This window comes from Halococcus sp. AFM35 (assembly GCF_051195015.1).
Taxonomy (GTDB): Archaea; Halobacteriota; Halobacteria; order Halobacteriales; family Halococcaceae; genus Halococcus.
The window spans coordinates 18,992-42,580 of record NZ_JBNTJU010000018.1 but is presented as its reverse complement, the minus strand read 5'-3'; the positions used below and the strand labels follow the sequence as shown (position 1 = coordinate 42,580).

Annotated in this window: 29 protein-coding genes and 1 tRNA gene; 15 read left to right on the top strand and 15 right to left on the bottom strand. The window is 64.9% G+C overall.

Annotation, left to right across the window (positions count from 1 at the left end; genetic code table 11):
• Positions 1 to 12: 12 nt before the first annotated feature.
• Positions 13 to 888 carry a DUF7351 domain-containing protein gene (locus ACQUQO_RS13405; protein WP_435078526.1) on the bottom strand — a complete coding sequence of 292 codons (876 nt, stop codon included), beginning with the start codon at positions 886 to 888 and terminating at the stop codon, positions 13 to 15.
• A 128-nt stretch (positions 889 to 1,016) separates the two neighbouring features.
• Between ACQUQO_RS13405 and ACQUQO_RS13400 the strand changes: the two genes are divergently transcribed.
• The gene (locus tag ACQUQO_RS13400) at positions 1,017 to 2,261 is read left to right on the top strand and encodes a tRNA (N(6)-L-threonylcarbamoyladenosine(37)-C(2))-methylthiotransferase (RefSeq protein ID WP_435078525.1); all 1,245 of its coding nucleotides are present in this window, start codon (positions 1,017 to 1,019) and stop codon (positions 2,259 to 2,261) included.
• A gap of 1 nt (position 2,262) precedes the next feature.
• On the opposite strand, the gene ACQUQO_RS13395 is transcribed toward ACQUQO_RS13400, so the two are convergent.
• Together ACQUQO_RS13395 and ACQUQO_RS13390 are read right to left on the bottom strand one after the other, a co-directional pair.
• A complete protein-coding gene (locus tag ACQUQO_RS13395; protein WP_435078524.1) occupies positions 2,263 to 3,216 on the bottom strand; it encodes a cation diffusion facilitator family transporter in 954 nt (317 codons plus the stop codon).
• A 38-nt stretch (positions 3,217 to 3,254) separates the two neighbouring features.
• Positions 3,255 to 3,785 (bottom strand): HIT family protein, encoded by a 531-nt coding sequence (locus ACQUQO_RS13390; RefSeq protein WP_435078523.1) that lies wholly within the window; start codon positions 3,783 to 3,785, stop codon positions 3,255 to 3,257.
• A 234-nt stretch (positions 3,786 to 4,019) separates the two neighbouring features.
• Between ACQUQO_RS13390 and ACQUQO_RS13385 the strand changes: the two genes are divergently transcribed.
• Genes ACQUQO_RS13385 through ACQUQO_RS13370 form a run of 4 tightly spaced genes read left to right on the top strand, consistent with a single transcriptional unit; the run spans position 4,020 to position 6,037 of the window.
• A complete protein-coding gene (locus tag ACQUQO_RS13385) occupies positions 4,020 to 4,220 on the top strand; it encodes a hypothetical protein (RefSeq protein ID WP_435078522.1) in 201 nt (66 codons plus the stop codon).
• 48 nt (positions 4,221 to 4,268) lie between these two features.
• On the top strand, positions 4,269 to 5,075 hold the full coding sequence (pheA, locus tag ACQUQO_RS13380) for a prephenate dehydratase (protein ID WP_435078521.1): 807 nt from the start codon (positions 4,269 to 4,271) through the stop codon (positions 5,073 to 5,075).
• Positions 5,076 to 5,115: 40 nt separating this feature from the next.
• Positions 5,116 to 5,535 (top strand): archaeal heat shock protein Hsp14, encoded by a 420-nt coding sequence (gene hsp14 / locus ACQUQO_RS13375; RefSeq protein WP_435078520.1) that lies wholly within the window; start codon positions 5,116 to 5,118, stop codon positions 5,533 to 5,535.
• 37 nt (positions 5,536 to 5,572) lie between these two features.
• Positions 5,573 to 6,037: a peroxiredoxin gene (locus tag ACQUQO_RS13370; protein ID WP_435078519.1), complete on the top strand. Its 465-nt coding sequence runs from the start codon at positions 5,573 to 5,575 to the stop codon at positions 6,035 to 6,037.
• 2 nt (positions 6,038 to 6,039) lie between these two features.
• On the opposite strand, the gene ACQUQO_RS13365 is transcribed toward ACQUQO_RS13370, so the two are convergent.
• Together ACQUQO_RS13365 and leuS are read right to left on the bottom strand one after the other, a co-directional pair.
• Positions 6,040 to 6,519 (bottom strand): hypothetical protein, encoded by a 480-nt coding sequence (locus ACQUQO_RS13365; protein ID WP_435078518.1) that lies wholly within the window; start codon positions 6,517 to 6,519, stop codon positions 6,040 to 6,042.
• Positions 6,520 to 6,568: 49 nt separating this feature from the next.
• A complete protein-coding gene (leuS, locus tag ACQUQO_RS13360) occupies positions 6,569 to 9,250 on the bottom strand; it encodes a leucine--tRNA ligase (protein WP_435078517.1) in 2,682 nt (893 codons plus the stop codon).
• A 95-nt stretch (positions 9,251 to 9,345) separates the two neighbouring features.
• Here leuS and ACQUQO_RS13355 point away from each other — a divergent pair, with 95 nt between their 5' ends.
• Positions 9,346 to 9,567 (top strand): DUF7535 family protein, encoded by a 222-nt coding sequence (locus tag ACQUQO_RS13355; protein WP_435078516.1) that lies wholly within the window; start codon positions 9,346 to 9,348, stop codon positions 9,565 to 9,567.
• A gap of 1 nt (position 9,568) precedes the next feature.
• Here ACQUQO_RS13355 and ACQUQO_RS13350 read toward each other — a convergent pair whose 3' ends face one another.
• Positions 9,569 to 10,555 (bottom strand): ornithine cyclodeaminase family protein, encoded by a 987-nt coding sequence (locus ACQUQO_RS13350; RefSeq protein ID WP_435078515.1) that lies wholly within the window; start codon positions 10,553 to 10,555, stop codon positions 9,569 to 9,571.
• Between the two features lie 94 nt (positions 10,556 to 10,649).
• Here ACQUQO_RS13350 and ACQUQO_RS13345 point away from each other — a divergent pair, with 94 nt between their 5' ends.
• Positions 10,650 to 11,498: a hypothetical protein gene (locus tag ACQUQO_RS13345; protein WP_435078514.1), complete on the top strand. Its 849-nt coding sequence runs from the start codon at positions 10,650 to 10,652 to the stop codon at positions 11,496 to 11,498.
• Positions 11,499 to 11,677: 179 nt separating this feature from the next.
• Here the strand turns inward: ACQUQO_RS13345 and thsB are convergent, their stop codons facing one another.
• The 6 genes from thsB to ilvA all read right to left on the bottom strand — a co-directional run bounded on the left by thsB (position 11,678) and on the right by ilvA (position 16,112).
• Complete coding sequence (gene thsB, locus ACQUQO_RS13340; protein ID WP_435078513.1) at positions 11,678 to 13,348, bottom strand: thermosome subunit beta; 1,671 nt, start codon at positions 13,346 to 13,348, stop codon at positions 11,678 to 11,680.
• A 192-nt stretch (positions 13,349 to 13,540) separates the two neighbouring features.
• On the bottom strand, positions 13,541 to 13,942 hold the full coding sequence (locus tag ACQUQO_RS13335) for a DUF7383 domain-containing protein (RefSeq protein ID WP_435078512.1): 402 nt from the start codon (positions 13,940 to 13,942) through the stop codon (positions 13,541 to 13,543).
• Between the two features lie 228 nt (positions 13,943 to 14,170).
• Positions 14,171 to 14,251 (bottom strand) — tRNA-Ser (locus ACQUQO_RS13330).
• 26 nt (positions 14,252 to 14,277) lie between these two features.
• Positions 14,278 to 14,481 carry a hypothetical protein gene (locus ACQUQO_RS13325; protein WP_435078511.1) on the bottom strand — a complete coding sequence of 68 codons (204 nt, stop codon included), beginning with the start codon at positions 14,479 to 14,481 and terminating at the stop codon, positions 14,278 to 14,280.
• Complete coding sequence (locus ACQUQO_RS13320; protein ID WP_435078510.1) at positions 14,481 to 14,858, bottom strand: Rid family detoxifying hydrolase; 378 nt, start codon at positions 14,856 to 14,858, stop codon at positions 14,481 to 14,483. Before ACQUQO_RS13320 ends, ACQUQO_RS13325 begins: the two co-directional genes overlap by 1 nt.
• A 42-nt stretch (positions 14,859 to 14,900) precedes the next feature.
• Positions 14,901 to 16,112 carry a threonine ammonia-lyase gene (ilvA, locus tag ACQUQO_RS13315; RefSeq protein WP_435078509.1) on the bottom strand — a complete coding sequence of 404 codons (1,212 nt, stop codon included), beginning with the start codon at positions 16,110 to 16,112 and terminating at the stop codon, positions 14,901 to 14,903.
• A 221-nt stretch (positions 16,113 to 16,333) separates the two neighbouring features.
• Between ilvA and ACQUQO_RS13310 the strand changes: the two genes are divergently transcribed.
• On the top strand, positions 16,334 to 16,462 hold the full coding sequence (locus ACQUQO_RS13310) for a hypothetical protein (protein ID WP_435078508.1): 129 nt from the start codon (positions 16,334 to 16,336) through the stop codon (positions 16,460 to 16,462).
• 90 nt (positions 16,463 to 16,552) lie between these two features.
• Here ACQUQO_RS13310 and ACQUQO_RS13305 read toward each other — a convergent pair whose 3' ends face one another.
• Positions 16,553 to 17,296 carry a DNA polymerase sliding clamp gene (locus ACQUQO_RS13305; protein WP_435078507.1) on the bottom strand — a complete coding sequence of 248 codons (744 nt, stop codon included), beginning with the start codon at positions 17,294 to 17,296 and terminating at the stop codon, positions 16,553 to 16,555.
• An 89-nt stretch (positions 17,297 to 17,385) separates the two neighbouring features.
• Between ACQUQO_RS13305 and ACQUQO_RS13300 the strand changes: the two genes are divergently transcribed.
• Positions 17,386 to 18,141 (top strand): SAM-dependent methyltransferase, encoded by a 756-nt coding sequence (locus tag ACQUQO_RS13300; RefSeq protein WP_435078506.1) that lies wholly within the window; start codon positions 17,386 to 17,388, stop codon positions 18,139 to 18,141.
• Between the two features lie 96 nt (positions 18,142 to 18,237).
• Here the strand turns inward: ACQUQO_RS13300 and upp are convergent, their stop codons facing one another.
• Together upp and ACQUQO_RS13290 are read right to left on the bottom strand one after the other, a co-directional pair.
• Positions 18,238 to 18,912, bottom strand: a complete 675-nt coding sequence (gene upp / locus ACQUQO_RS13295) for a uracil phosphoribosyltransferase (RefSeq protein ID WP_435078505.1) — start codon at positions 18,910 to 18,912, stop codon at positions 18,238 to 18,240.
• Positions 18,913 to 18,956: 44 nt separating this feature from the next.
• Positions 18,957 to 19,136 carry a hypothetical protein gene (locus ACQUQO_RS13290; RefSeq protein ID WP_435078504.1) on the bottom strand — a complete coding sequence of 60 codons (180 nt, stop codon included), beginning with the start codon at positions 19,134 to 19,136 and terminating at the stop codon, positions 18,957 to 18,959.
• Positions 19,137 to 19,282: 146 nt separating this feature from the next.
• Here ACQUQO_RS13290 and ACQUQO_RS13285 point away from each other — a divergent pair, with 146 nt between their 5' ends.
• The 6 genes from ACQUQO_RS13285 (at position 19,283) to ACQUQO_RS13260 (ending at position 23,557) form a co-directional block, all read left to right on the top strand.
• A complete protein-coding gene (locus tag ACQUQO_RS13285) occupies positions 19,283 to 19,603 on the top strand; it encodes a hypothetical protein (RefSeq protein ID WP_435078503.1) in 321 nt (106 codons plus the stop codon).
• A 13-nt stretch (positions 19,604 to 19,616) separates the two neighbouring features.
• Positions 19,617 to 20,024, top strand: coding sequence for an SRPBCC family protein (locus tag ACQUQO_RS13280; RefSeq protein ID WP_435078502.1), 408 nt, complete (start codon positions 19,617 to 19,619; stop codon positions 20,022 to 20,024).
• Positions 20,025 to 20,088: 64 nt separating this feature from the next.
• Positions 20,089 to 20,313, top strand: a complete 225-nt coding sequence (locus ACQUQO_RS13275; RefSeq protein WP_435078501.1) for a hypothetical protein — start codon at positions 20,089 to 20,091, stop codon at positions 20,311 to 20,313.
• Positions 20,314 to 20,368: 55 nt separating this feature from the next.
• Positions 20,369 to 20,665 carry a hypothetical protein gene (locus tag ACQUQO_RS13270; RefSeq protein ID WP_435078500.1) on the top strand — a complete coding sequence of 99 codons (297 nt, stop codon included), beginning with the start codon at positions 20,369 to 20,371 and terminating at the stop codon, positions 20,663 to 20,665.
• A 13-nt stretch (positions 20,666 to 20,678) separates the two neighbouring features.
• Complete coding sequence (locus ACQUQO_RS13265) at positions 20,679 to 21,644, top strand: ArsA family ATPase (RefSeq protein WP_435078499.1); 966 nt, start codon at positions 20,679 to 20,681, stop codon at positions 21,642 to 21,644.
• Between the two features lie 80 nt (positions 21,645 to 21,724).
• Positions 21,725 to 23,557 carry a carbon starvation CstA family protein gene (locus ACQUQO_RS13260; protein WP_435078497.1) on the top strand — a complete coding sequence of 611 codons (1,833 nt, stop codon included), beginning with the start codon at positions 21,725 to 21,727 and terminating at the stop codon, positions 23,555 to 23,557.
• The last annotated feature ends 32 nt before the right edge of the window (positions 23,558 to 23,589 follow it).

Here is a 23,589-nt window from a genome sequence, read left to right as displayed (position 1 = left end):
CGTGCGAGCCGTTCACTCGCGCGTCGCGTCGAGCACGCTCGCGTCGCCGTCGATGGTGAGGGCAAGCGTTGCGTCGTCGACCGGAATCCGCAGTTCGACCCGCCACGGGTCGGTGCGTTCGACCGTGAGAAAGTCGTCGCTCCAGAGAAAGGGCAGGTCCCACGAGGGTGTCTTCGAGACATCGATGCCGTGGTCGTAGAGGAAGGCGACCACGGCCGGATGGTTCTGGAAGGTCTCACCCACCGTGGTCGTCATGTCGGCGGTGCAGCGCTCGCAGGTGTGGACGACCTGCACTTCGGGGTCCGCCGGCGACTCGCCCGCGCGGAGTTCGGTCGTCCGGCGACCGAAACACCACGTGCAGAGACCGTCGACGGAGAGGGCGGTCTGTGAGCGCATCCATCCATCGTAGATCGAAAGCAGTTCCTCGCGGCTCCGGCCGGCGAGCGTGCCCGGCGGGAATGGGAAGTCGTGGAACCCGATGCCACAGTCCGGACAGCGAATCACCACATACTCGTGGTCGTACTGGGCGGCGAGCGTCGCCCCGCAGTTGTAACAATCACTTTCGAGGTCGAAGGGGGCGACGCTTCGCCGGTCGGTGTCGAGCGCCGCGAGCATCGACCGACAGACCGCCAGCCCGCTGAAAAGGAGGCCATATCCCTCCTCGGCGCGGTAGATGAACGTGCCGGTGAGCTGTTTCAGGTGGTAGTTGAACCGGCCGCTGTCGGCGAGACCGACGCGCTCGTTGAGCGCCGAGAACGGGACGACCCGGTCTGGAGCCTCGTACAGCGCGAACAGGATGCGCACGCGCGTCTCGTTGGCCAGCAGGCCGAATGCCTCCTCCAAGCGACTCTCGGTCGTCCAGTCGGCGGACTCCTCACTTCGTTTCATCGTTCTCCCGATGAGTGGGTTGGGTCATGGTCGGGGAGTAGGTGCGGGTCGTGATAAGGGCAGGGCACGAACCCACGAAGGCGAGCCGTCGCGTTTTTGCCCGCGCGCGTCCGAACGGTGGTAGGTGGATGGCCAGCTATCACATCGAGACCTACGGCTGTACCGCGAACCGCGGCGAGAGCCGCGCCATCGAGCGGCGGCTCCGCGACGGCGGCCACCACCCCGTCGACGGCCCCGAAAACGCCGACGTGGCCATCCTCAATACGTGTACTGTGGTCGAGAAGACCGAGACGAACATGCGCCGCCGGGCCGAGGAACTCGACGACGCGACCGCCGACGTGGTCGTCACCGGCTGCATGGCGCTCGCTCAAGGTGACGAGTTCGCCGACCTCGACGCGGAGGTCTGTGGTTGGGACGAGGTCCCCGAGGTCGTGCGTAACGGCGAGTGTCCGCGACCGACGCCGGACGCCGAGCCGGTACTCGATGGTGTCGTGGGAATACTCCCCATCGCCCGGGGCTGCATGAGCGATTGTTCGTACTGTATCACCAAACACGCGACGGGCAAAATCGACTCGCCGCCAATCGAGGAGAACGTCCGGAAGGCCCGCGCGCTGGTCCACGCCGGGGCGAAGGAGATTCGTGTCACCGGACAGGACACGGGCGTGTACGGCTGGGATACCGGCGAGCGCAAGCTCCACGAACTGCTCGCACGGATATGTTCCATCGACGGCGACTTCCGGGTACGCGTGGGGATGGCCAACCCGAAGGGAGTGCATGGAATCCGCGAGGAGTTGGCCGAAGTGTTCGCCGAAGAGGAGAAGCTCTACAACTTCCTGCACGCCCCCGTCCAGTCGGGCAGCAACGACGTTCTGGGAGAGATGCGCCGCCAGCACCAGGTCAGCGAGTTCCGCGATGTCGTCGCAACCTTCGACGACCGACTCGACCACTGGACGCTTGCCACGGACTTCATCGTGGGCTTTCCCTCCGAGACCGACGATGACTATGAGCAATCGATGGCCCTGCTGCGGGAGACGAGTCCCGAGAGAATCAACGTCACCCGCTTCTCGAAGCGGCCCGGCACCGACGCCGCCGACATGAAGGGTCTCGGTGGAACCCTCAAAAAGGAGCGCTCGAAAGCGATGAGCGACCTGAAGATGGACATCGTGGGCGCGGCCTACGAGTCGATGGTCGGCGAGCGCCATGAAGTCATGGTCGTCGAACCCGGTACTGGCGAGTCGGTGAAGTGCTACGACGAGGCCTACCGACAGGTCATCATCCGCGATGCACCCGCCCACGGCGTCGAACCCGGCGACCTCGTGGACGTTGAGGTTACGGGCCAGAACACGGTGTACGCCTTCGGCGAACCGGTATAACTCACCCACCGTCGGCGTTCGGTTCGTCATCCATCGGTTCCTCGGAACGCCGAACCAGTCTGTCCGTCTCGGGGTCTCGTTTCCACTCGCCGAGTTCCTTCGGGTCGATGTGGACGAACACGTCATCGACGTCATCGAGCGCGCGAATCGATTCGACGACCGCGCTCTCGATGTCGTGGGCCTCCCGGAGCGTGCGGTCGCCCTCGACCTCGATGTGGAGGCTCACGTCGATTTCCGGTCCCACGTAGTGAGCGATGACGTCGTGGGCACCCTCGACATCGGGATGGGCGAGCGCGCGCCGGAGGATGCGCCGCTGGAGGGCCTCCGAGGGTGCGCCACCCACCAAATAGGGCACGTTGTCACGGACGACATCGACACCGGTATAGAGAATACCCACGGAGACGAGTGCCGCCGCGAGCGGGTCCAGCAGTGGGAAGCCGAGGCGTGCGCCGACGACGCCGACCAGCGCCGCGCCCGCCGTGAGCACGTCGTTGCGGTTGTCGAGGGCCGTCGCCGCGAGCGCCGGCGAGTCGTGGGTCCGACTGGCCGACAGGCTGTAGCGGTACAGCCCTGCTTTCACGAGCGCCGCACCGGCGAGCACCGCGATGGCGACCGGACTCTCGGTAGCAGCAACGCTGCCGGCGAGGACGGCCGTCACCGACTGCCAGAGGACCGTGCCACCAGTCAGAAAGATGCCGAGCGCGATGGCGAGCGCGACGAACGGCTCGATGCGCTCGTGGCCGTGGGGGTGTTCGCTGTCGGGCGGCTGGGTCGTGAGATACAGCCCCGCGAGCACCACGGTCGCATAGACGGCATCGACGAGGCTGTTGGCGGCCTCGGAGCCGACCGCGAGGCTCCCCGTGTCGAGCCAGACCCAGCCCTTCGCGGCGGCGAGGACGACGTTCGCCGCGAGGATGAGGAGACCGATTCGTCGAACCGCGCCCGCACGACTCATCACCGGGGGTTGGCGAGCGCGAGCAAAGACGCTTCGGCCTACGCGATGCGGACCGCGTCATCGGAATCCTCGACATGCGTTCCCTCTTGGTCGGCGAAGGCCTCGTGAAGGTGGTCGTAGGTGTCCTCGATGGCCTCGACGATGACCTTCGTCTCGTCGATGACCGCCATGAAGTTGGTGTCGCCCGCCCAGCGCGGCACGACATGGGTGTGGAGGTGGTCGTCGATGGAGCCGCCGGCCGCGTTCCCGAGGTTCATGCCGGTGTTCGCGCCGTCGGGGTCGAGTCCGTCCTCGATGGCCTCCAGTGTGCGCTGGGTCAGGCGCGCGTGGTCGAGCAGTTCCTCGTCGGTGAGGTCGCCGTACACGCCGGTGTGGCGGTAGGGGATCACCATCGCGTGACCCGGATTATACGGGGCGTTGTTCAGCAGACAGAAGGCGTGCTCGCTGCGGGCGACGATTTTCGAGTCCCTATCCGCGCCGCGTGCAGGCAGGACACAGAACGGACAGCCGTCGGATTCCTCGTCGCGTTCGACCCACTCGATGCGCCACGGCGCGAACAGCTCGTCCATACACACCCCATCCGCGGGACCGATTTAACGGCTGGTATCGCGGCCCAAACTCAACAATAATAAGTCTTCTGGCCGTTTTCGACTGTTTCATCGTTCGCACTGCGAAAACGGTTCGGGGAAATCGACCCACAGAGCGTTTCTTTCCCGCATTCGTTCCGCAAAACGCGGAAACTGGTGACAATCGAGGCGAACGGATTCCGGTGTTTATGGAGACCTCGCTCCGAGAGACGGGTGATGTCAACCAAGACCCGATCTGCAAGCGACCTCACTGAAGCCTGCGAGGACTGCGGGCGCGACACCCCCCACACCGTCTCGATAGAGCTGCGCACCGAGAGCGACAAACACGAAAACCGGGAGTTCTCGCGCGAACCCTACCGTATCACCGAGTGTATGGCCTGCGGCAGCGAGACGGCGCTGCGGATGAACAACGCATAATTTCTCCCGACGCGACGGGCTTTTGACCGCCGGCGAACAGGCACGGCCATGCAGGCAGTCACGCTCGGACCGGCCGGCACGTATTCACATCGCGCAGCGCAGGCCGTCGGCGACGACATCGCCTTCCGCGAATCGGTGACGGGCATCGTCGAGGCGGTCGCCACAGGTGACGCCGACCGCGGCATCGTCCCGGTCGAAAACAGCATCGAAGGCTCCGTAACCGAGAGTCTCGACGCGCTCGCACAGTTCGAGGTCGCTGTCGTGCGCGAACTCATCACCCCCGTGCGTCACGCGCTGCTCGCCCGGAACGAGGAGTTCGAGGTCGTTGCGAGTCACTCCCAGGCGCTCGCCCAGTGTCGAAGCTATCTCGATGTCGAGTACCCGGACGTGGCCCTCGAATCGGTCACGAGCACCGCCCGCGGCGTCGAACGCGCCCGCGAGGACCCGACCGTGGCGGCCATCGGCCATCCCGAGACGGCCGGAGGAGAACTCACCGTGCTCGCCGAGAACATCCAGGACCGCACCTCGAACGCGACCCGCTTCGTCGTCGTCGCGCCGATGGACGAGCACTCGACGGGCGGTGGCAAGAGTTCGCTCATCGTCTATCCCAACGACGACTACCCCGGACTGCTGCTCGACCTGCTCGAACCCTTCGCCGACCGGCGCATCAACCTCACGCGCATCGAATCCCGGCCGAGCGGCGAGCGCCTCGGCGATTACGTCTTCCACATCGACGTCGAGGCGGGTCTCTACGAGGAGCGCACACAGGAGGCCATCGCGGTCGTCGAGGACATCGCCGCCGAGGGTTGGGTGCGCCGGCTCGGTTCGTATGACGTCGAACACGTCGTCGAGTGAGTGTGAGGTTTAAGACCGTTGCAGCCGTAGCTCGTGGTGAATGTCACGACGCAACCCATTCGAGGAGATCGAGCGGATGTTCGAACGGATGAACGAGCAGTTCGGCCAGTTCGAAGAGACGACGCTGCCGGCGACGCAATCCCTCTCGGTCGACCTCGCCGACCACGAGGACAGTTTCGAGGTCACCGCCGACCTCCCGGGCTACGACCGCGACGACATCGACCTCTCGGTGGCCGACCGAACGCTCAGAATCAGCGCCGAGCGCGACGAATCAACCGAGGAGGGCGAAGGCAACTACCTCCGGCGCGAACGCCGCCGGCGGTCGGTCAGTCGCTCGCTCTCGCTTCCCGAGGAGGTCGCAGAGGAGGAGGCAAGCGCCGCCTACACCAACGGCGTGCTGACCGTGACGCTGCCAAAGGCCACGAGCGACGAGGACTCGCGCAGCATCGACATCGACTGACCGCAATCGACTTTTCGCTCGCGGCCGAGGAACGGGCATGGCACTCTCGACTGGCGACCCGTCCCCGGCAGTGAGCGCGCAGAATCAAGCGGGCGAGACGGTGTCGCCCGACTTCGCCGAGCCGACGGTGGTGTATTTTTACCCGCGTGATGGCACGCCCGGCTGCGAACTCGAAGCCAACCAGTTTCAGGCCGAACTCGACGCCTACCGCGACGCCGGCATGGCAGTGTACGGCGTCTCGACCGACGGCGTGGATTCTCACAAAGAATTTGCCGACGACAATGACCTCGCGTTCGACCTGCTCGCCGACCCTGCGGGCGAAGTGGCCGCATCGTTCGACCTCGAAGTGAGCGACGATTTCGTCGGCCGCACGACGTTCGTGCTCGCCGACGGGGAGGTGAAAGCGGTTTACGACCCCGCGGACGTGAATCCCGACGGTCACGCGCGCGAGGTGCTCGAAGAAAGCCGCGATTCGGGACTCGTGGCGTTCGGCGAACGGTAGTTCTACACCGAAGCATCGGAGAGTCGGACAGCGATTCGGTTGGCGGTGGTATCCGCAACCGCTCGCCAGCCATCGGGCCGTTCAGCGCCGCGTTTCGGTGGATTCAACACGAATTCGATGGCGTGGTAGCTGAGCGCATCGAGCGCATCGGCGGCGACGCGACCGACGAATTCGGCGTTCCGTCGTTTCGAGGAAACCCCGCCGCCGGCGAGGTCGTAGTAGCCAGTGAAGACCTGAAAGACATCGATTCGGTCGGCAGCGAGCGCACCCTCGGAGAGATGGCGAAACAGTTTCGCGGTGTTGTCCGCCGGGTCTGCTCGTCGCCATTCCAGTTCGACGAGCGCGGTATGGTCCGTGGCGTGGCCGGCGATGTCCACCGGCGTGCCGGCGATTCGGTGTTCGGTTCGCCAGTCGAATCGCGGTCGGAGGGTGGCGAGGCGCTCACGGAGACACGACTGGACCGCGGTGGCGAACGAACCCATGCGGTGGCGTCGGCCGAGCAGCTCCTATGGCTTTCGACCGCCGTCGGCGTCACGCCTCGTGAATCTCGATTGCGGGCCGGCCCGGCGTTGCCTCCCGGGCAATGTCATCAGGGGCTTCGTCGGCACGTTCGAGACGCACGGAACAATCGAACTCGCGCTCGAAGAGCCATTTGGCGCGTTCGAGCGCCGCGAACTCCTTTTCCGGTGCGAGTGCTTCGGACAGGGACTGGTGTTCGGCGGCGAGGTCCTTCGCGTAGTCGGCGGCCGCCTCGCCGCGCTCGCGGAGGTCATCCTCTGCCATCACGTTTCCCACCACGTCCTCATCGCTGTGGATGGCGATGTCGAGCGCGCGATGCTTCCACTCGGGCGCGACGACGACCTCGATTGCCGCCGCGTTCTCGATGTCGGCCACGTCGATGATGTGACGGACGTCCTCGCGGGTGTTCTCGACGAGCTGGCGCTCGGCTGCGTGGTCGGCGTCGTGCTCCGTTTCGGGCCAGTCGGCCTCGGCGACGAAGCCGTCCTCGCCAAGCGCCGTCCAGCACTCCTCGGTGACGTGGGGCGTGACGGGCGCGAGCAGCCGAACCGCCGTCCGCAGGCCGCGCTCGAACGTGTCGTAATCGGGCGTCGCCTGCTCGCGGTAGCGCCGGAGCAACGAGACCAGCCCGCGTGCCTCCCGGAGCGCGTCGTTGAACCGGAAGCTCTCGTAGCCAGCGGTCGTCTCGTCGATGGTCGCGTCGATCTCGCGGGCGACGTACTCGTCGATTGGTCGTTCGCCAGCGTCGGTGGTCGCGGTCTCGCCGGCGGCGAACGCCTCGACCATCTCGAACAGTCGCCCGATGAACTCGTTGCTCGACCGGACGCCGCGTTCGGTCCAGTCGAAGTCCTTGCTCGGGCGGGCCGCACCCATCATGAACAATCGAGCGGTATCCGCGCCGTACTCGTCCATGATTTCCACCGGTGAAACGACGTTGCCCTTGCTGGAGGACATCGCCGTTCCTTCCAACTGGACCATCCCCTGTGCGAGGTAGTGCTCGAACGGTTCGTCGATATCGACCATCCCTATGTCCCCGATGGCGCGCGTGACGAACCGCGAATACAGCAGATGCATTACGGCATGTTCGATGCCCCCGACGTACTCGTCGACGGGCATCCAATCGTTGGCGCGGTCGGTGTCGAAGGGAACGTCCTCGCGGCCGGGCGAGGTGAACCTGAGGAAGTACCACGAGGAGTCCATGAACGTGTCCATCGTGTCGGTCTCGCGCTCGGCCGGGCCGCCACACTCCGGACACTCGGTGTGGACGAACGAATCGACCTCTTCGAGGGGGTTGCCCGTCGGCGTCGGGACGAACTCGGGGAGTTCCACAGGTAAATCCTCGTCGGGCACGAGGACGGGACCACAGTCCTCGCAGTGAACCACCGGAATCGGCGTGCCCCAGTAGCGCTGGCGGGAGATGAGCCAGTCGCGCAGTCGATACTGGGTGTGGTAGGCCGCCGTGTCGAGGTCCTCGACCAACCGCTCGCGGGCCGCGGCGCTCGCCGCACCATCATAGTCGCCGCTTTCGACGAGCACGCCCTCGTCGGTGTAGGCTTCCGCGTCGATATCGACCTCGCCCTCCTCGGGCGCGACGACCTGCCGAATCTCGATGTCGTACTCGCTGGCGAAGTCGTGGTCGCGCTCGTCGTGGCCCGGCACGCCCATCAGCGCGCCGGTGCCCACGTCCGAGAGGACGAAATCCGCGACATAGATGGGGATTTCTTCGCCCGTTGCGGGGTTTTTCGCATACTCGCCGGTGAACACGCCGCGCTTTTCGTCGCCGTCGGCATCGGGGTCCAACGTCTCGACTTGAGTTTCGAGTTCGGGGTCGTCGGCGACGAGTGACTGGGTGAGTTCGTGACCCGGCGCGAGCGCGAAGAAGGTCGCGCCGTGGATGGTGTCGAGGCGAGTGGTGAAGACCTCGACACCGCCGAAATCGGGCACCGCGAACTCCACCGTGGTACCCTCCTGACGGCCGATCCAGTTGCGCTGCATCCCGCGGACGCTGTCTGGCCAGCCATCGAGGTCGTCGATGCCGTCGAGCAGCTCGTCGGCGTAGTCGGTGATGGACAGAAACCACTGGTCGAGCACCCGCGATTCCACGGGTGTCCCACAGCGCCAGCAGACGCCGACGGCTCCGCCGTCTCCGTGAGACTCCGCCGGCGTCTCACCGCCCTCGACCTGCTCGTCGGCCAGCACCGTCTCGCACGAGGGACACCAGTTGACCTCGCCGCCCTTGCGCTCGGCGAGACCCTCCTCATAGAATCGCTTGAACAGCCACTGATTCCAGCGGTAGTAGTCGGGTTCGCAGGTCGTGATTTCCCTGTTCCAGTCGTAACCAAAGCCCATCGATTTCATCTGGGCTTTCATCGTGTCGATGCAGTCCATCGTCCACTCGCGGGGATTGATTTCGCGCTCGATGGCCGCGTTCTCGGCCGGCAAGCCAAACGAGTCCCAGCCCATCGGATGGAGGACGTCCTCGCCGCGCATGCGCTGATAGCGCGCGTAGGCGTCGGTAATCGTGTAGTTGCGGACGTGGCCCATGTGGAGGTCCCCGGAGGGATAGGGAAACATCGCGAGCACGTAGCTCGGGTCGGTGGCGTCGTCGGGCGTCCGATAGACGTCGGCATCGGCCCAGCGCTCCTGCCATTTCGACTCGATGGCGGCGTGGTCGTAGGTGTCCTGTCGGCCCATGAGTGATTACGGAGGATTGACGGCGGTCGGTTTTTTATGTTGTCATTGGCATGGTCGGCCGCTGGCTTCTTTTCGATGAGGCCCGAAGTACCACCATGAGCGGAAACAGCTCCGATGACGACCCGGGTGCGATGAAAAAGGCGCTGCGGACGGTCACGCCACCCTCGAAGATGCACCGCAACGCCGAGATGGACACCATCGGCTGGGCAATCTTCGCCGGCCTGCTCGTCGTCGCGCTGCCGCTGTTGCCGATACTCGTCGTTGTGTGGCTGCTAACGAAACTGTTCGGCCGCGCCGCCGACCGCGCAGGCGAGTGAGTCAGCGGCCGACGAACTCGAACGACTGACCGCCGCCGGTCTTGCTCGCGTGCTCGTAGATGACGTGGGCGGTCGCCACGTCCTGAATCGCCAACCCCGTGCTGTCGAACACAGTAATACCGTCCTCCGAAGTACGGCCCGACCGGTCGCCGACGACGATTTCACCGACCGCGCCGTGGATGTCGGAGTCGTCGATGATACCTTCGGAATAGGGAATACTGATTTCGCCCGAATGGGTGGTCTGGTCGTGGTCGTCGATGACGAGTTTTGCCTCGCGGAGGATTTCGGCGTCGAGTTCCTGCTTTGCGGCGGCATCCGCTCCCATCGCGTTGACGTGGGTGTGGGCAGCGAGGTCCGCCCGCGAGACGAGCGGTTCGGTGCTCGGTGTCACAGTAGAGAGCACGTCACAGGCAGCCGCTTCGGCTATCGAGCCGCCGCGGACGTCGAAGCGGTCGTCGAAGGTCTCGACGAACGCATCGACCGCGTCGCTGTCCAGATCGGCGACGACGACCTCCTCAATGGGTCGGATTTCGGCGATGGCCTCCAGCTGTGTGTACGATTGGACGCCCGCACCGACCAGTCCAAGGCTCCGTGCGTCCTCGATGGCGAGGTGGTCGGTGGCGACGGCGGCCGCAGCACCGGTGCGTTTCATCGTGAGTTCGGTGCCGTCCATGATGGCAAGCGGGACGGCGTTCTCGGGGTCGGAGTAGATCATCGTCCCGATCACGGTTGGAAGGTCGAACTTTTCGGGGTTGTCGGGATGGACGTTGACCCACTTGATGCCGGCGGCGTCCCACTCGCCGGCGTCCATGTAGGCCGGCATCGCACGGAAATCGCCGTTGTACTGGTCGAGTTCGATGTAGGATTTCGCCGGCATCAGCGCGTCGCCGCGTTCGTAGGCCCCGAAGGCCTCGCTCACGGCGTCGATGACCTCGTCCATCCGCGCGTTCGTATCGACCGCCTCGCGGTCGAGGAGGAGTGTTTCCATACCGGCGATATCTGCGCCCGCATCTTAACTCCCCCACCTCCGGGCCGAGCGCGGCGACGGCAAAGTATTTGCCACGATGGCTGTGAATCGAACCATGCGACGTGCGCTCGGGTTGATTCTGCTTTCCGTGCTGGTCGTCCTCACCGGTTGTTCCGGCGTGTTCGGTGGCAGTGGCGAGCCGACCGAGACGGTCACCCCCGCCGCCGTCCCCACCGACGAACCGACGCCCACCCCGGCCCCGCGGCTCGCACCCGGCATCACGGAGCAGGGTATCGTGAGTCCGCGGGCGCTCGTCGTCGCCCATCAGTCGTTCCTCCAAAATCGGTCGTTCACCCGGCGGTCGAACTCCACGGCGCTAGCTGCGAACGGCTCGACTGTCCTGCGGACGACGAGTAGCCTCCGCGCGGGACCGCCGGGGGAAGGACTCTATTCCGTGATAGAGCGGAACGGCTCGTACGTCTCTCAGGAGTCTGCGACGATTTCGACACGCTCCGAAGCGTGGTGGGATGGCGGACAGTACGTCGTGAGGCGGACGTTCTCGAACGGAACGACGACGTACGGTCAACCATCGAACAGTGTCACGCGCGCCAATATCGGAACCGGAACGCTCCCGTACCTGCTCGAATCGTTCGGCACTAACGATACGACCGTGACTGACCGCCTCACTCGAAACGGAACCACGTTGTACCGCGTCGAAGGAACCAGCGACGGGCCGAGACAGCCGAATACGACCCTCCGGTTGCTTGTTGACTCCCGCGGCGTCGTCCACGAGTACACGACGATTCGACAACTCTCCACCGGGCCGGCCGTGTCGAGAAGTGTCACGAAGACGCGACTCGTCGCCATCAACGAGACTGACGCGCCCGAGCGGCCATCATGGGTCGATGATGCGCTGAACCAAACGACATCGACGGCGAGTAGCGGAACCGAGCTGGCTGGATAAGAGTCGTTTGACGCGCCGGAGTGGGCGAGTCGTTGCTGCCGGAGTGAGGGAGAATAAAATCAGTCGTTCGTGCGGTCGCGGTGCGGTTGTGGTGCAGTTTGCGGTCGTGGTGCGGTCTTTTTCCCCAAGTTTTTGCGAACGAGCGCGCCAGCGGCGCGCGAGTGATGCAAAAAGTGGGTTTACATCATGCCGCCCATGCCGCCCATTCCGCCCATGCCACCCATGCCGCCGGGTGCGCCACCGGGACCGCCGGCGTCCTCGTCGCCCTCGGTGGTGAGGTCGCCGGCCGAGATGATGTCGTCGATCTTGAGCACGAGGTTCGCGGCCTCGGTGGCACTGGAGAGTGCCTGCTCCTTGGCGTGGGCGGGTTCGACGACGCCGCCCTCGAAGGTGTTCTCGACCTCGCCGTTGAAGACGTTGAGACCCGCCTGCTGGTCGCCCGACTCGTGGGCCGAGCGGAGGTCGACGAGCGTATCGATGGGGTCGAGTCCGGCGTTTTCGGCGAGGACTCTCGGAACGAGTTCGAGCGAGTCGGCGAAGGTCTCGACGGCGAGCTGTTCGCGCCCGCTCACGGAGTCTGCGTACTCGCGGAGCCGGGAGGCGACTTCGACCTCGACCGCGCCGCCGCCGGCGAGCACGCGCCCGTCGGAGACGGTCTGAGCGACGACCTCCAGCGCGTCGGTGATGCCGCGTTCGAGCTCGTCGACCACGTGGTCGGTCGAGCCCCGAAGCAGGAGAGTCACGCCGTGGGAGTCCTCGCCCTCGACGTAGAACAGTTCTTCATCTTCGTCACGGGTGACTGAGCCGGTGCCGAGGTCGGCGCTGGTGGCGCTGTTGAGGTCCGAGACGATGTTCGCGCCGAGCACTTCGCTCAGGAACTCGATGTCGGATTTCTTCGCGCGGCGCACGGCGAGGATACCCTCCTTGGCGAGGTAGTGCTGGGCGAGGTCGTCGATGCCCTTCTGACAGAAGACGACGTCCGCGCCGGTGTCCTTGATCTGCTCGACCTTCTGTTTGAGCTGCTCGTCCTCTTGGTCCAAGAACTGCTGGAGCTGGTCGGGGTCCGAGAGGCTGACCTGCGAGTCGACGTTGGCCTCCTCGACCTCGACGGCCTCGCTCAGCAGGAGCGCCGAGGCGTCCTCGACCTCGCTCGGCATCTCGTCGTGGACCGGGTCCTTCGAGATGACCGCGCCCGAGAGCAGTTCCGAGTCGCTCGCCGATTTGCCGGTCTGGGTCTCGATGTTGACGAATTCGAGGTCGACGATGCTCTCGCCCGCCTCGTTCTCGACGGTCACGTTTTGCACTGCGTCGACGATGAGCTGGGCGAGCTGTTCTTTGTTCAGCTCCGCGCCCTTGCCGGTCATCGAGGTCTCGGCGACCTTTTTTATCCTATCCGTGTCGTCGGCGTCGACTTCCTCGGCCACATTGGCGATCTCTTCTCTGGCCTTCTCGCTGGCCATGTTGAACCCACGGATGATGGCCGTCGGATGGATGTCCTGCTCGATGAGGTCCTCGGCGTTCTTCAGGAGTTCGCCCGCGACCGCCACGGCGGTGGTCGTCCCGTCGCCCGCCTCGTCCTCCTGTGTCTCGGCGACCTCGACGATCATCTCCGCCGTCGGGTTGTTGATGTCCATCTCGGTGAGGATGGTGACGCCGTCGTTCGTCACAGTTACATCGCCCATCGAGGAGACGAGCATCTTGTCCATGCCCTTCGGCCCGAGCGTCGAGCGGACGGAGTCGGCCACCGCCCGCGCCGCGTCGATGTTGTGCGACTGGGCGTCCTCGTCCTTGACGCGCTGGGAGTCATCACCCATGATGATCATGGGCTGACCCTGCATTCGCTGACTCATGATTCACCGAACGATTGAATGTGATTCTATATAAAAGCATTCATTCGCGTTGCCTCGTGTCCAATCGACAGGAACAGTCGGCGACGACGTACGGACCGACTTGACGCTCGTTTTGGCCCGTGCGTGGCGAACGTTAGCACGAACTGTGCCGTTCGGTCGGTCGGCACAGCGGTCATTTATCACTTCGTCGGCTCACTCGACGGGTTCCTTCCAGTGAACGACGACCGACCCCACGACGAAGTCGTCGCGGGTGTCGGCATCGCAGACGATACGAACCGTGTTCTCGCCGGGTTCGAGGTCCGCACCGGTAATCGGGTCCATCCAGTACTGCCAGCCCGGTGCGGGCGGGATGTCGAAGCCCGTGAGCGCGTCGCCATTGACCACGATCTCGTGACCGTAGCTTCCAACCTCAAACAGTTGACATTCGAGATACGCCTCCGTGGCCGGCCCGGCGGGCACCGTGAACTCCTGTGCGGAGGAGCGGTGGTTGCCGACGAACTCCGCCCACGACACGTCGAGTCCGTCCGAACTCTCGCCGAGGTGTTCCTGAAAGTCGAGCAGTGCGTAGTTCGCCCGGGTCCGGGTGTGGGTCATCACCCGATTCTTGCAGGCTGGTGAATTAAGCTTGCGGCCATCGTGCGAAAACACGGTCGTTCCGCTACGCTCCACTCCCTGCTCTATCTCGTTACACTCGGGAGAACGCCGGGGCGGGATTTGAACTCGGTCGGACGTGCTCACTCGCTTTCGCTCGTTGCGCGCGACCTCCCTGCTCAAATCCCCGCGTTGGCGATTTAGCTCCTCGCGTCCGCTCGTCGCAAAATACGCCGGGACGGGGATTTGAACCCCGGATCCCAAAGGGAACACGCTTTCCAGGCGTGCGCCTTACCACTCGGCCATCCCGGCTCGCCTAAGACTACCCGCGTCGCGGGTTAAGACCTTTCGCTCCGCGCCAACCACCCCTCAAACAGGTAGCTCGCCGCGCCGGCGACGAACCAGACGACCGCCGCGATGGCGAGTTTGACGAGTAGGCTGATGCCCGGTGCGAAAAGCAGTTCGTAGCCCTGTGCGAGTACCAGAAAGGCGAGTGCGCCGACCGCACCCCACAGCAGACCCGCTTTCGCGCGCGGACGCACTACTTCTCGGCGATGGCCTCGATTTCGACGCCGACGCCCTTCGGGAGCGCGCCAGCCTGCACCGCGCTTCTGGCGGGTGGTTCCTCGTCGAAATAGTCGGCGTAGGTCTCGTTCATCTCGTCGAAGTCGCCGATGTCGGCGAGGAATATCGTCGTCTTCACCACGTCTCCCAACTCGCAGCCGGCCTCGTTGAGCACGCTTTCGAGGTTGTCGAGGACGAGTTCGGTCTGCTCGGCAATGGAGACATCAGCTTTCGATTCGCCGTCGGGTGTGAACGGAATCTGGCCGGCGGTGAACACGAGCGAATCCGTCGAAACGGCCTGACTGTACGCGCCGACCGCCGCGGCTGCGTCGTCGGTCTCGATGATTTCGGTCATACAATCGGCTCGACGGCTGGCAGCCGCAAAACCCCTTTCGACTCAGACCAACACCTCTGGTGCGTAGCCGTTGGCTTCGAGTTCGTCGAGCAGCGCCGCGACGTGCTCGTCGCCACGCGTTTCGAGGTCGATTTCGACCTCCGTCGCGGTCATGCCGATGTCCCGGGAGGTGCGGTCGTGCTGGATGGCGTAGATGTTCGCCTGCATGTCGGCGATGATTTCGAGCAGGCGTTCGAGCGAGCCGGGCTGGTCAGGCAGCGTCGTCCTGAAACGGAGGTACCGACCCGACTCGACCAGCCCGCGCATGATGACCGTGCGCAGCATGTTCAGGTCGATGTTGCCGCCACAGAGCACGGGTACGATGACCTCCCCCTCAGCATAGCCGAACGCCTCGGCGAGAATCGCGGCCATCGGCACCGCGCCCGCCCCTTCGATGAGCGTCTTCGAGCGTTCGAGCAGTTTCGTGATGGCGACGGCGATGTCGGGGTCCGAGACCGTGACGACCTCGTCGACGCGCTCTTCGATGACCGGAAATGTCTGTTCGCCCACGCGACGGGTAGCGATGCCGTCGGCGATGGTGTCGACCCCATCGAGTTCCTGTACCGCCCCCTTTTCGAGCGACTGGGCGACGCTCGATGCGCCTTCGGCCTGTACCCCAATCATCCGTACGTCAGGGGCCTGTTCTTTGATGGCGGTGGCGATGCCGGCGATGAGTCCGCCACCGCCGATGGGGACGACGACCGTCTCGACGTCGGGGCAGTCTTCGAGAATTTCGAGACCGATTGTTCCCTGACCGGCCATCACGGCCGGGTCGTCGAAGGCGTGGACGTAGGTCCGGCCGTCGTCGGCTTCGATGTCGTGGGCGCGGGCCTGTGCTTCGTCGTAGTCCTCGCCGTGGAGGACGACCCTTGCTCCGTAGCTCCGAGTGGCTTTGACCTTCGCAATCGGGGCGTGTTCGGGCATCACCACCACGGAGTCGACGTCCGCGCGCGTGGCCGCGAGCGCGACGCCCTGTGCGTGATTGCCCGCGCTCGCGGTCACAACGCCCGCGGCCTGCTCCGCCTCGGTGAGCGTGGCGATGCGATTGCTCGCGCCGCGAATCTTGAACGAGCCGGTGCGCTGGAAGACCTCTAGTTTGGGATGGACCGCCGCGCCCGAGAGGTCCGAAAACGAGTGGGAGTGTTCGAGCGGCGTGTGGCGGGCCACCACATCGACGCGCTCGCGCGCCTCGCGGATATCATCGAGGTCGAGCATACGCCGAGTGCGTCGCTCGGCGGTATAGTTCTTGTTGGAAACGGCGGTGGAGAGCCGCCAAAGCGTGTGACGCATCGACTCTCGGTGGCGGATGCTCATCAATGCGCGGAAAGCGGAGTGAAAGTGAACGTGTTGGCCGCGGTGGTCGCGGTGCGGTTGCGGTCGGTGGCGGTGCAGGGCGGTTTGCGGTTCCTGGTGGATGAAGGGCGAGGCGCACCGATGTGAGCGGAGCGAACACCGCGACCGAAGGGAGCGCGCCGAGGGCTTCGGCGGTGCGGTTGCAGGTGCTGGATGGTGCGGAAAGCGGTCGTGTCCGTGCGAGTGCAGCGAGCGCGGTTCGCCGCGAGTGAGTCGAAGACGAACGACGGGAGTTTTTAGTCCAGGTTTTTGCAAGCGGGGGTCGCCGTAGGCGACCCTCCGCAGTAAAAAAGTGGGGGTTCCTAGTCGCTCTGGATGCGGGGGGCGAGCATGTAGGTGACGCTGCCCTCGGTCTCGGCGACGGCGAAGTGGAGTTTGACGGGGAACTCCTCGCCGAGGTCGATGGTGACTTCGGCGTCGCCGGGGATGGCCTTGTTCATGTCCTTGAGGTAGTCGAGGCTGAACAGCGAGTGGGCAGGGCCGGGAGTGAGGTCGATGAGGTCCTCGGTGTCGAGTTCGAAGTGCACATCGTCAGTATCGCCCTCGGCATCGACGTAGAACTGTTCGGCGTCCTCGTCCACCCCAAGGGCGATGTGGTCGCTCACCATGTCGGCGGCCGTCACTGCCCTGTCGATGTCGCGGCCTTCGAGGACGATCTTCGCCGGGAGGTCGAGGTCCGGGATGTCGGGTTCCTGCCGGATGGAATCGGGGTCGATGAGCGCGAGCGTGTACTCCAGTCCGTCGATGGAGATGTGGAGTTTCCGTGTCTCTTCGTCGAGTTCGAGATGCACGAGGTCGTCGCTGCCGGCCATGCCCGCGATGTCCTGGAGTCGGGAGAGGTTCACGCCGATGACGCCGCCGTCGGCCTCGTAGGACTCGAAGGCGTCGGCCGAGAGCGTCAGATCGACCATCCCGACGTTTGCGGGGTCGACGGCACGAATGGCGATTTCGTCGTCGTTGAGGTGGAGTTTGCACTCCTCGACGAGCACGCTCACCGAATCGAGGGCCGTCCCGAGCGTCCCCGCGCTCACGATAGCGTCGAACATGGCTCCGGTACGACCAGCCGGGTTATAAAAGATGTGCGTTGGCCCGCCGAACGAAGGGCGTTTACGCGCCCGTAGAGTAGCGTCTCGGGATGGCGCGCCGGGACGAATACTACAACAAGGCAAAACAGCAGGGCTATCGCTCGCGGTCGGCCTACAAGCTCCAACAGCTCGACGAGACGGCGGACCTCTTTACGAACGAGAGCACCGTTCTCGACTTGGGCGCGGCTCCCGGCGGCTGGCTCCAAGTCGCGGCCGAGCGCACGCCCGAGGGTCGCGTCGTCGGCGTCGACCGCCAGCGCATCGAGACAATCGAGGGCGTCGAGACTCGTCGGGGCGACCTCACCGACGAAGAAGTCAGGGCGGAACTGAAAGCCGACATCGGCGAGGCGGACGTCGTGCTCTCCGATATGGCTCCGAACATGAGCGGCGAGTACGACCTCGACCACGCGCGGTCGGTGCATCTCGCCCGGCAGGCTCTCGACGTGGCCCGCGAGGTGCTCACGCCGGGCGGCGACCTCGTGGTGAAGGTCTTCGACGGTCGCGACCTCGATGGTCTCAAGACCGACGTCGACGACGAGTTCGAGTACGTGAGAACCGTGCACCCGGACGCCTCGCGCGACGAATCCTCGGAGCTGTATCTCGTCGGGAAAGGCCGTATGACCGCACCGGTCGAGGTTGGCGACCAGCTCGTGGTGGAGATCACCGCCACGGGCGAGGAAGGCGACGGTATCGCCAAAATCGAGGAGTACACCGTCTTCGTACCAGAGACCGAAGAAGGCGAGGAGGTGCGCGTTCGCATCGTGGACGTGAAACCGCGGTTCGGTTTCGCCGAGCGCATCGACTGAGGCCGAGCGGCCGTCGAATCGGCAGTTGTACCGATTGGGGAATCTCCAGTCGAAGTCGAGGGGTTTGCGTCGTCGGACCCGGCTGCAGGCAGCCAGTTACTGGGTACGAAACGCGCGGTCGCCGGCGTCGCCGAGGCCCGGCACGATGAACCCGTTCTCGTCGAGGCGGTCGTCGATGCTCACGGTGAGGAGGTCGGCCTCGGGGAAGCGCTCGCCGACGCGGAGCAGACCATCGGGCGCGCTGACCGCCGAGAGCACGATGAGGTGTTCGGGGTCGGGCGCGTTGGCGAGGACGTGCTCCAGTACCGTGCACATCGTCGAGCCGGTGGCGAGCATCGGATCGGCGACGATGACGGTGTCCTCAGGGCTGATCTCGGGCAGTTTGGTGTAGTCGATGCTGATGGGGAACTCGCCGTCGGTCATGCCGGTCTCCTCGTCCCTTCCTGCACTGATGACGCCCTGTTTCGCCCGCGGGAAGGCCTTCAACAGCCCCTCCACAAAGGGTGTCGCCGCCCGGAGGACGTTGACGATGACGACGTCGTCGAGACCCTTGACGCGCTCGCCGGTGGTCTCGGCCAGCGGCGTCTGAATCGAGACGTACTCGGTCTCCATCGCGCCGTCGATGATCTCGTAGCCACAGATACGGCCGAGTTTCACGAGTCCTTTCCGGAAGGCGACCTGTTCCGTGTCGGCGCTTCGCAGCCGTGAGAGCGTATCTCGCGCGAGTGCGTGGGTGATGAGCGAGGCCGAATCGCGCTCGGAGATGGGCATGGTGGATTCGCTTGCCGCGCGCCTATAAACTCACCCCATCGTGCTCAGCGCAGTACCGCGAGGTAGGTCAGAGCTGCCACGACCAACGCCGCGAGCACCACCGTTCGAATCGAGAAGGTGAGAACACCGAGCACCGAGAGTCCCCACACGACGACCGACCCGAACACCGCCGAGAGCAGCAGGTCCAGTACGAGCAGGACACGGATATCACCCTCCGAAGCCATCGGTCTCGACAACGACCCCACCGAATTATATACTGTCGGTCCACCCTTTCCCGTGCCGGAACCGGGCTGGAGCGCCCACTGTGCAGGTCGGCGCGCTGTGGGATAGCTGGCCGACGGCGTATGTACGCAGCCGACGTATGGCCACCATGAAACTCACGAACCGCCACGGGACGCCGGTCGATCCGGTGCCGTTTCTCGTCGTCTCGTCGCTTGCCTTCCTCGTGAGCCTCTCGTATGGACCCATCTACCTGCTGTCGCTCGGACTCTCGCTGCCGGCGGCGGTCGTCGTTTCGGGGCTGCTGTTCGTGTGCGCTACGGGCGCAGCCTACCATCGGCTGGTGCTGACGACGCGCCCGGAGCTGCGCGGCGAGATACCGCCCGAGAAACGTCTCCGTCGGCTGGTGTACGCGGCCGTGGTCGGTCTCGCGCTGCTGGTGTTGCTATCGCTGCCGTTTTTCGTACCCTGACCCAAGCGACGGTATGCGCGAGGTCAGCGCGTCGCGGTTCGTCCGGGCGACGCCGGCGGCCGTCGAGCGTGCGCTCACGCCACGGGCGCTCGTCGAATACGAGGGGAGTTTTACCGTCTACGAGGTCGAGGACACCGAGGAAGGCTGGCTCGTCATCGCCGGGTCCCGGGGTATGGAACTCGCGCTCGCCTTCGAGGTTCGTGCGGAAGGGCTGACCTACGAACAGCGCGGCGACGGTCCACTGGAGGCGCTCGAAACCACCGTCACGTACGAACCGGAAGACGAGGGTACCTCGGTACGGATGCGGTCGCGGGTGAGTGCCGGGCTGCCACTCCCGTCCATCACCGACCGCGTGGCCGCGTGGAAACGCCGTGGCGAACTCCGGCGGGCGCTCTCTCGTCTTGCCGCCGACATGGAGTGACGCCCGTGTGTTGCATGCGCACAGCCGCACTCGGATTTATCCGTTCGCCGCTCGAACCGTTCCCATGGAATTCGTTAGCAACCTCAGGGAGACGCTGAAGGCATCGACCGAATCGGCCAACCGTGGTGGCGGCACAGGTGATAATTCGAAGGGAGCCTACTGGTGTCACGACTGCGCCGAGCGGATTCGGGACGTGGACGTCGAGGGCGAGAATTCACCGGACTGTCCCGACTGCGGCGCGGCGATGGAGTTCGAGCGCTCGCCCTCCTCGACCGGCTGTGCCTGCTGAACGGATGGACGAAGCCAGCGGCCGCTTAAGTGTTCACGCCGCCATTGTCCGAGTCATGACGCTCGCAGACCGCATCGCAACCTACCGCGAAATCATCGAGGAATGGCTGCATGGGCTGTATCACGGCATGATAGAGGGACCGGCGTTCGAACTCATCGAGAAGGAGGCCGAAGACACCGAGGACGTGTTCATGCTCGCGTGTTTCGCCGACGCCTTCGGGATTCCGAGTCCGGTCTCCTATTACACCGCCGAACTGCTCCCGTATCTCGCCGAGGAGTTCGCGGGCTGGGAACGCCGGCTCTGGGACCGCGATTCGATGATAGAACGCAAGGGCCAGCAGTACCACTTCTGATGGGGTGGCAAACGTGAACGAGTTCGTCTTCTTCGGCGGCAAGGGCGGCGTCGGCAAGACCACCGTCTCCTGCGCGTATGCACTCAAATGCGCCCGGGCGGGGCTGGACACGCTCGTGGTCTCGACCGACCCGGCCCACAGCACATCCGATGTGTTCGACCAACAGTTCGGCGACCAAGCCCGGCCTGTGGAGGGCCACGACGGACTATCGGCGATGGAGATCGACCCCGACGAGGAAGTGAGCGAGCACCTGCTGGAGACCAAACGCGCCCTCGCCGACCAGGTGAGTCCGGCGATGGTCAACGAGATCGACAGACAGATCGAACTCGCCCATCAGACCCCCGGCGCGTACGAGGCAGCCCTCTTCGACCGGTTCATCGAGGTGATGCGCGAAAGCGACCACGACCGCGTGGTCTTCGACACCGCCCCCACCGGTGGGGCGCTCCGCTTGCTCTCGCTCCCGGAGTTCCTCGAAGACTGGATCGACCGTCTCATCGCAAAGCGCACCGAGAGCATCGACCTCTACGAGCGGGCGGCTATCGGCGAACGCGAGGCCCGCCGACAGGCCGAAACCGACCCCATCATCCGGCGCCTGCGCGAACGAAAGGAGATGTTCGAGTTCGCCGGGCACGCCCTCCGCGAGCGCGCGACCTTCTTCCTCGTACTAAACCCCGACGAACTCTCGGTGCGCGAGACCGAGCGCGCGCTCGACGACCTCGACGAGTACGGACTTTCGGTTGGGGGATTGCTCGTCAACCGCCTGACGCCCGAGCCCGACGACGAGGAGCAGGGCCGGGGTGCGCGCTATCTCCGCGAGCGGTGTGTGAACGAGCGCGAGCACGTCGCCGAAGTCCGCGAGGCGTTCGCCCCGCCGGTGCTCGGAACAATCGAGACACGCGTCGCGGAAATCAAGGGTGGCCTGCTCGCAGACGTGGCCGCCGAACTCGACATCGAGGTCGCGCCCGAGCCGACCGCCTGAGTCCATTTCGTCGGGCGGACGGGGAAACCGAGAACAACGTTTAAGCCGTTCCATTCCGTCGGCTGTTGTGGACGGTTATCATGGTTCAAGTCATCTGGATGGTTGCCCTCTCGCTCGTAACGTTCACCATCGGGTATATCGGCTACTCGCGCTATCTCGCGAGGTTCGTCGAACTCGACGAGGAGACCGAAACCCCGGCACACAAATACGAGGACGGCCAGGAGTACGTTCCGGCGAAAAAGCCCGTTCTGCTCGGTCACCACTACTCGTCGATTGCCGGCGGTGCGCCAATCGTGGGTCCCATCACCGCTGGCGTGGTCTGGGGATGGGTGCCGGCACTCCTCTGGATCGCCATCGGCAACCCGATTCTCGGGAGCGTCCACGACTTCGTCTCGCTGTCGAGCAGCCTGCGCCACGAGGGGAAGTCCATCGGCTACATCATCGGCGAGTACGTCGGCACCCGCGGCAAGGACATGCTGCTGTGGTTCGCCTTCCTGACCATCGTGCTCGTCGTTGCGGTGTTCGCGCTGGTGGTCTCAATCGTCTTCAACGCCTATCCGAGCGCGGCGACCGCGAGCGTCCTCTACATCGCGCTCGCGTTCGTCTTCGGCGTCTATCTCTACCAGCTCAACCTGCCGTTCATCCTTGGGACTGTGGTGTTCGTCGCCGGCGTGTTCGCAAGCGTCTGGGTCGGCATCAACTTCCCGCTCGCGCTGTTCCCGGCAGGCGCTGATGCCTCGTATCCGGCAGGCACGATGGTGCTCTTCGGCGGCGGGTCGTGGATTCCCGGCGCAGCGAGTCTCGGAGCGAACACCGCGGCGTGGGTGCCGGTCATCATGATCTATGGGGCCCTCGCCTCGGCGCTCCCAGTTTGGATGCTGCTCCAGCCGCGTGACTATCTCTCGTCGTTCTTACTGTATGCAGGCGTCGGCGGGGCGCTGCTCGCCATCATCGTCGGCACGCTGTTGGGAACGAGTTCGGAGCCGCTCACCATCGACCTCGCTGCGTACAAGGGCTTCTGGGGCGGCGAGTTCGGTCCGCTACCGCTGTTCCCGCTGCTGTTCGTGACCATCGCCTGCGGCACCATCAGCGGCTTCCACTCGCTCGTCTCCTCGGGCACGACCGCAAAGCAGCTCAACAAGGAGACCGACGCCCGCACCATCGGCTATGGGGGCATGCTCGGCGAGGGGCTGTTGGCGACGCTCTCGCTGGCGACCGTCGCGGTCGCGTCACAGACGCCGGCGGGCGGCGGCATCGGTCTCGCGCTGCCGAACTTCGCCACCGGCGGCGGCATTATCCTGACGAGTTTCGGCATTCCGGCGAGTTTCGGCGCGCCCTTCATGGCGCTGGTGTTGGTGAGTTTCCTGCTCACGAGCACCGATACGGCGGTGCGCCTCGGGCGATACATGTTCGAGGAGATCGTCGAAACGCCCGAGACCTCCGTCGAGAAGACGGTCACGAACCGCTATGTCAACGCACTCATCCAGATCGTTCCCGCCTACATCCTCGTCTCCAGCGGGAGTTGGGCCGACCTCTGGCCGCTCTTCGGGGGCGCAAACCAGTTGCTCGCGGCGCTTGCACTCCTGACTGCTACCGTCTGGCTCGCCAACTGGGACGAGTCGAAACAGCTCATCTCCACGGGCGTCCCGATGGTGTTGATGTCGGCCGTCACGATTCTCGCACTCCTGTATCTCGCTGTGGTTCAGAACTTCGCCGAGAAATTCCTCAATCCTTCGTGGATGGCCGATGCCACGATTGCTGCGATGGCGTCGGCGGTCGTCCAGATCGCCATCGCGCTCGTCCTCGTCGGCCTCGCTTTGGCGCTCGTCAGGATAGGGTACGGCAACATTCGAGAAGCCCGCAGCGAGGGTGGTGCGGTCGCGGCCGACGGGGGTGAGCCGAGCGACGACTGACGATCCGGATTTCGGTTCGTCGTGGTCGCTTC

Coding starts and splice junctions, on each gene's coding strand:
- ACQUQO_RS13390 (WP_435078523.1), bottom strand. CDS start 3,785: ATGGACGAGCTGTTCGCGCCGTGGCGCATCGAGTGGGTCGAACGCGAC.
- ACQUQO_RS13395 (WP_435078524.1), bottom strand. CDS start 3,216: ATGAGTCGTGCGGGCGCGGTTCGACGAATCGGTCTCCTCATCCTCGCG.
- ACQUQO_RS13270 (WP_435078500.1), top strand. CDS start 20,369: ATGACGCTCGCAGACCGCATCGCAACCTACCGCGAAATCATCGAGGAA.
- ACQUQO_RS13355 (WP_435078516.1), top strand. CDS start 9,346: ATGAGCGGAAACAGCTCCGATGACGACCCGGGTGCGATGAAAAAGGCG.
- pheA (WP_435078521.1), top strand. CDS start 4,269: ATGCAGGCAGTCACGCTCGGACCGGCCGGCACGTATTCACATCGCGCA.
- hsp14 (WP_435078520.1), top strand. CDS start 5,116: ATGTCACGACGCAACCCATTCGAGGAGATCGAGCGGATGTTCGAACGG.
- ACQUQO_RS13400 (WP_435078525.1), top strand. CDS start 1,017: ATGGCCAGCTATCACATCGAGACCTACGGCTGTACCGCGAACCGCGGC.
- ACQUQO_RS13405 (WP_435078526.1), bottom strand. CDS start 888: ATGAAACGAAGTGAGGAGTCCGCCGACTGGACGACCGAGAGTCGCTTG.
- ACQUQO_RS13370 (WP_435078519.1), top strand. CDS start 5,573: ATGGCACTCTCGACTGGCGACCCGTCCCCGGCAGTGAGCGCGCAGAAT.
- ACQUQO_RS13350 (WP_435078515.1), bottom strand. CDS start 10,555: ATGGAAACACTCCTCCTCGACCGCGAGGCGGTCGATACGAACGCGCGG.
- ACQUQO_RS13335 (WP_435078512.1), bottom strand. CDS start 13,942: ATGACCCACACCCGGACCCGGGCGAACTACGCACTGCTCGACTTTCAG.
- ACQUQO_RS13385 (WP_435078522.1), top strand. CDS start 4,020: ATGTCAACCAAGACCCGATCTGCAAGCGACCTCACTGAAGCCTGCGAG.
- ACQUQO_RS13285 (WP_435078503.1), top strand. CDS start 19,283: ATGAAACTCACGAACCGCCACGGGACGCCGGTCGATCCGGTGCCGTTT.
- ACQUQO_RS13320 (WP_435078510.1), bottom strand. CDS start 14,858: ATGACCGAAATCATCGAGACCGACGACGCAGCCGCGGCGGTCGGCGCG.
- ACQUQO_RS13280 (WP_435078502.1), top strand. CDS start 19,617: ATGCGCGAGGTCAGCGCGTCGCGGTTCGTCCGGGCGACGCCGGCGGCC.
- thsB (WP_435078513.1), bottom strand. CDS start 13,348: ATGAGTCAGCGAATGCAGGGTCAGCCCATGATCATCATGGGTGATGAC.
- ACQUQO_RS13305 (WP_435078507.1), bottom strand. CDS start 17,296: ATGTTCGACGCTATCGTGAGCGCGGGGACGCTCGGGACGGCCCTCGAT.
- ACQUQO_RS13290 (WP_435078504.1), bottom strand. CDS start 19,136: ATGGCTTCGGAGGGTGATATCCGTGTCCTGCTCGTACTGGACCTGCTG.
- upp (WP_435078505.1), bottom strand. CDS start 18,912: ATGCCCATCTCCGAGCGCGATTCGGCCTCGCTCATCACCCACGCACTC.
- leuS (WP_435078517.1), bottom strand. CDS start 9,250: ATGGGCCGACAGGACACCTACGACCACGCCGCCATCGAGTCGAAATGG.
- ACQUQO_RS13260 (WP_435078497.1), top strand. CDS start 21,725: ATGGTTCAAGTCATCTGGATGGTTGCCCTCTCGCTCGTAACGTTCACC.
- ilvA (WP_435078509.1), bottom strand. CDS start 16,112: ATGCTCGACCTCGATGATATCCGCGAGGCGCGCGAGCGCGTCGATGTG.
- ACQUQO_RS13300 (WP_435078506.1), top strand. CDS start 17,386: ATGGCGCGCCGGGACGAATACTACAACAAGGCAAAACAGCAGGGCTAT.
- ACQUQO_RS13345 (WP_435078514.1), top strand. CDS start 10,650: ATGCGACGTGCGCTCGGGTTGATTCTGCTTTCCGTGCTGGTCGTCCTC.
- ACQUQO_RS13275 (WP_435078501.1), top strand. CDS start 20,089: ATGGAATTCGTTAGCAACCTCAGGGAGACGCTGAAGGCATCGACCGAA.
- ACQUQO_RS13365 (WP_435078518.1), bottom strand. CDS start 6,519: ATGGGTTCGTTCGCCACCGCGGTCCAGTCGTGTCTCCGTGAGCGCCTC.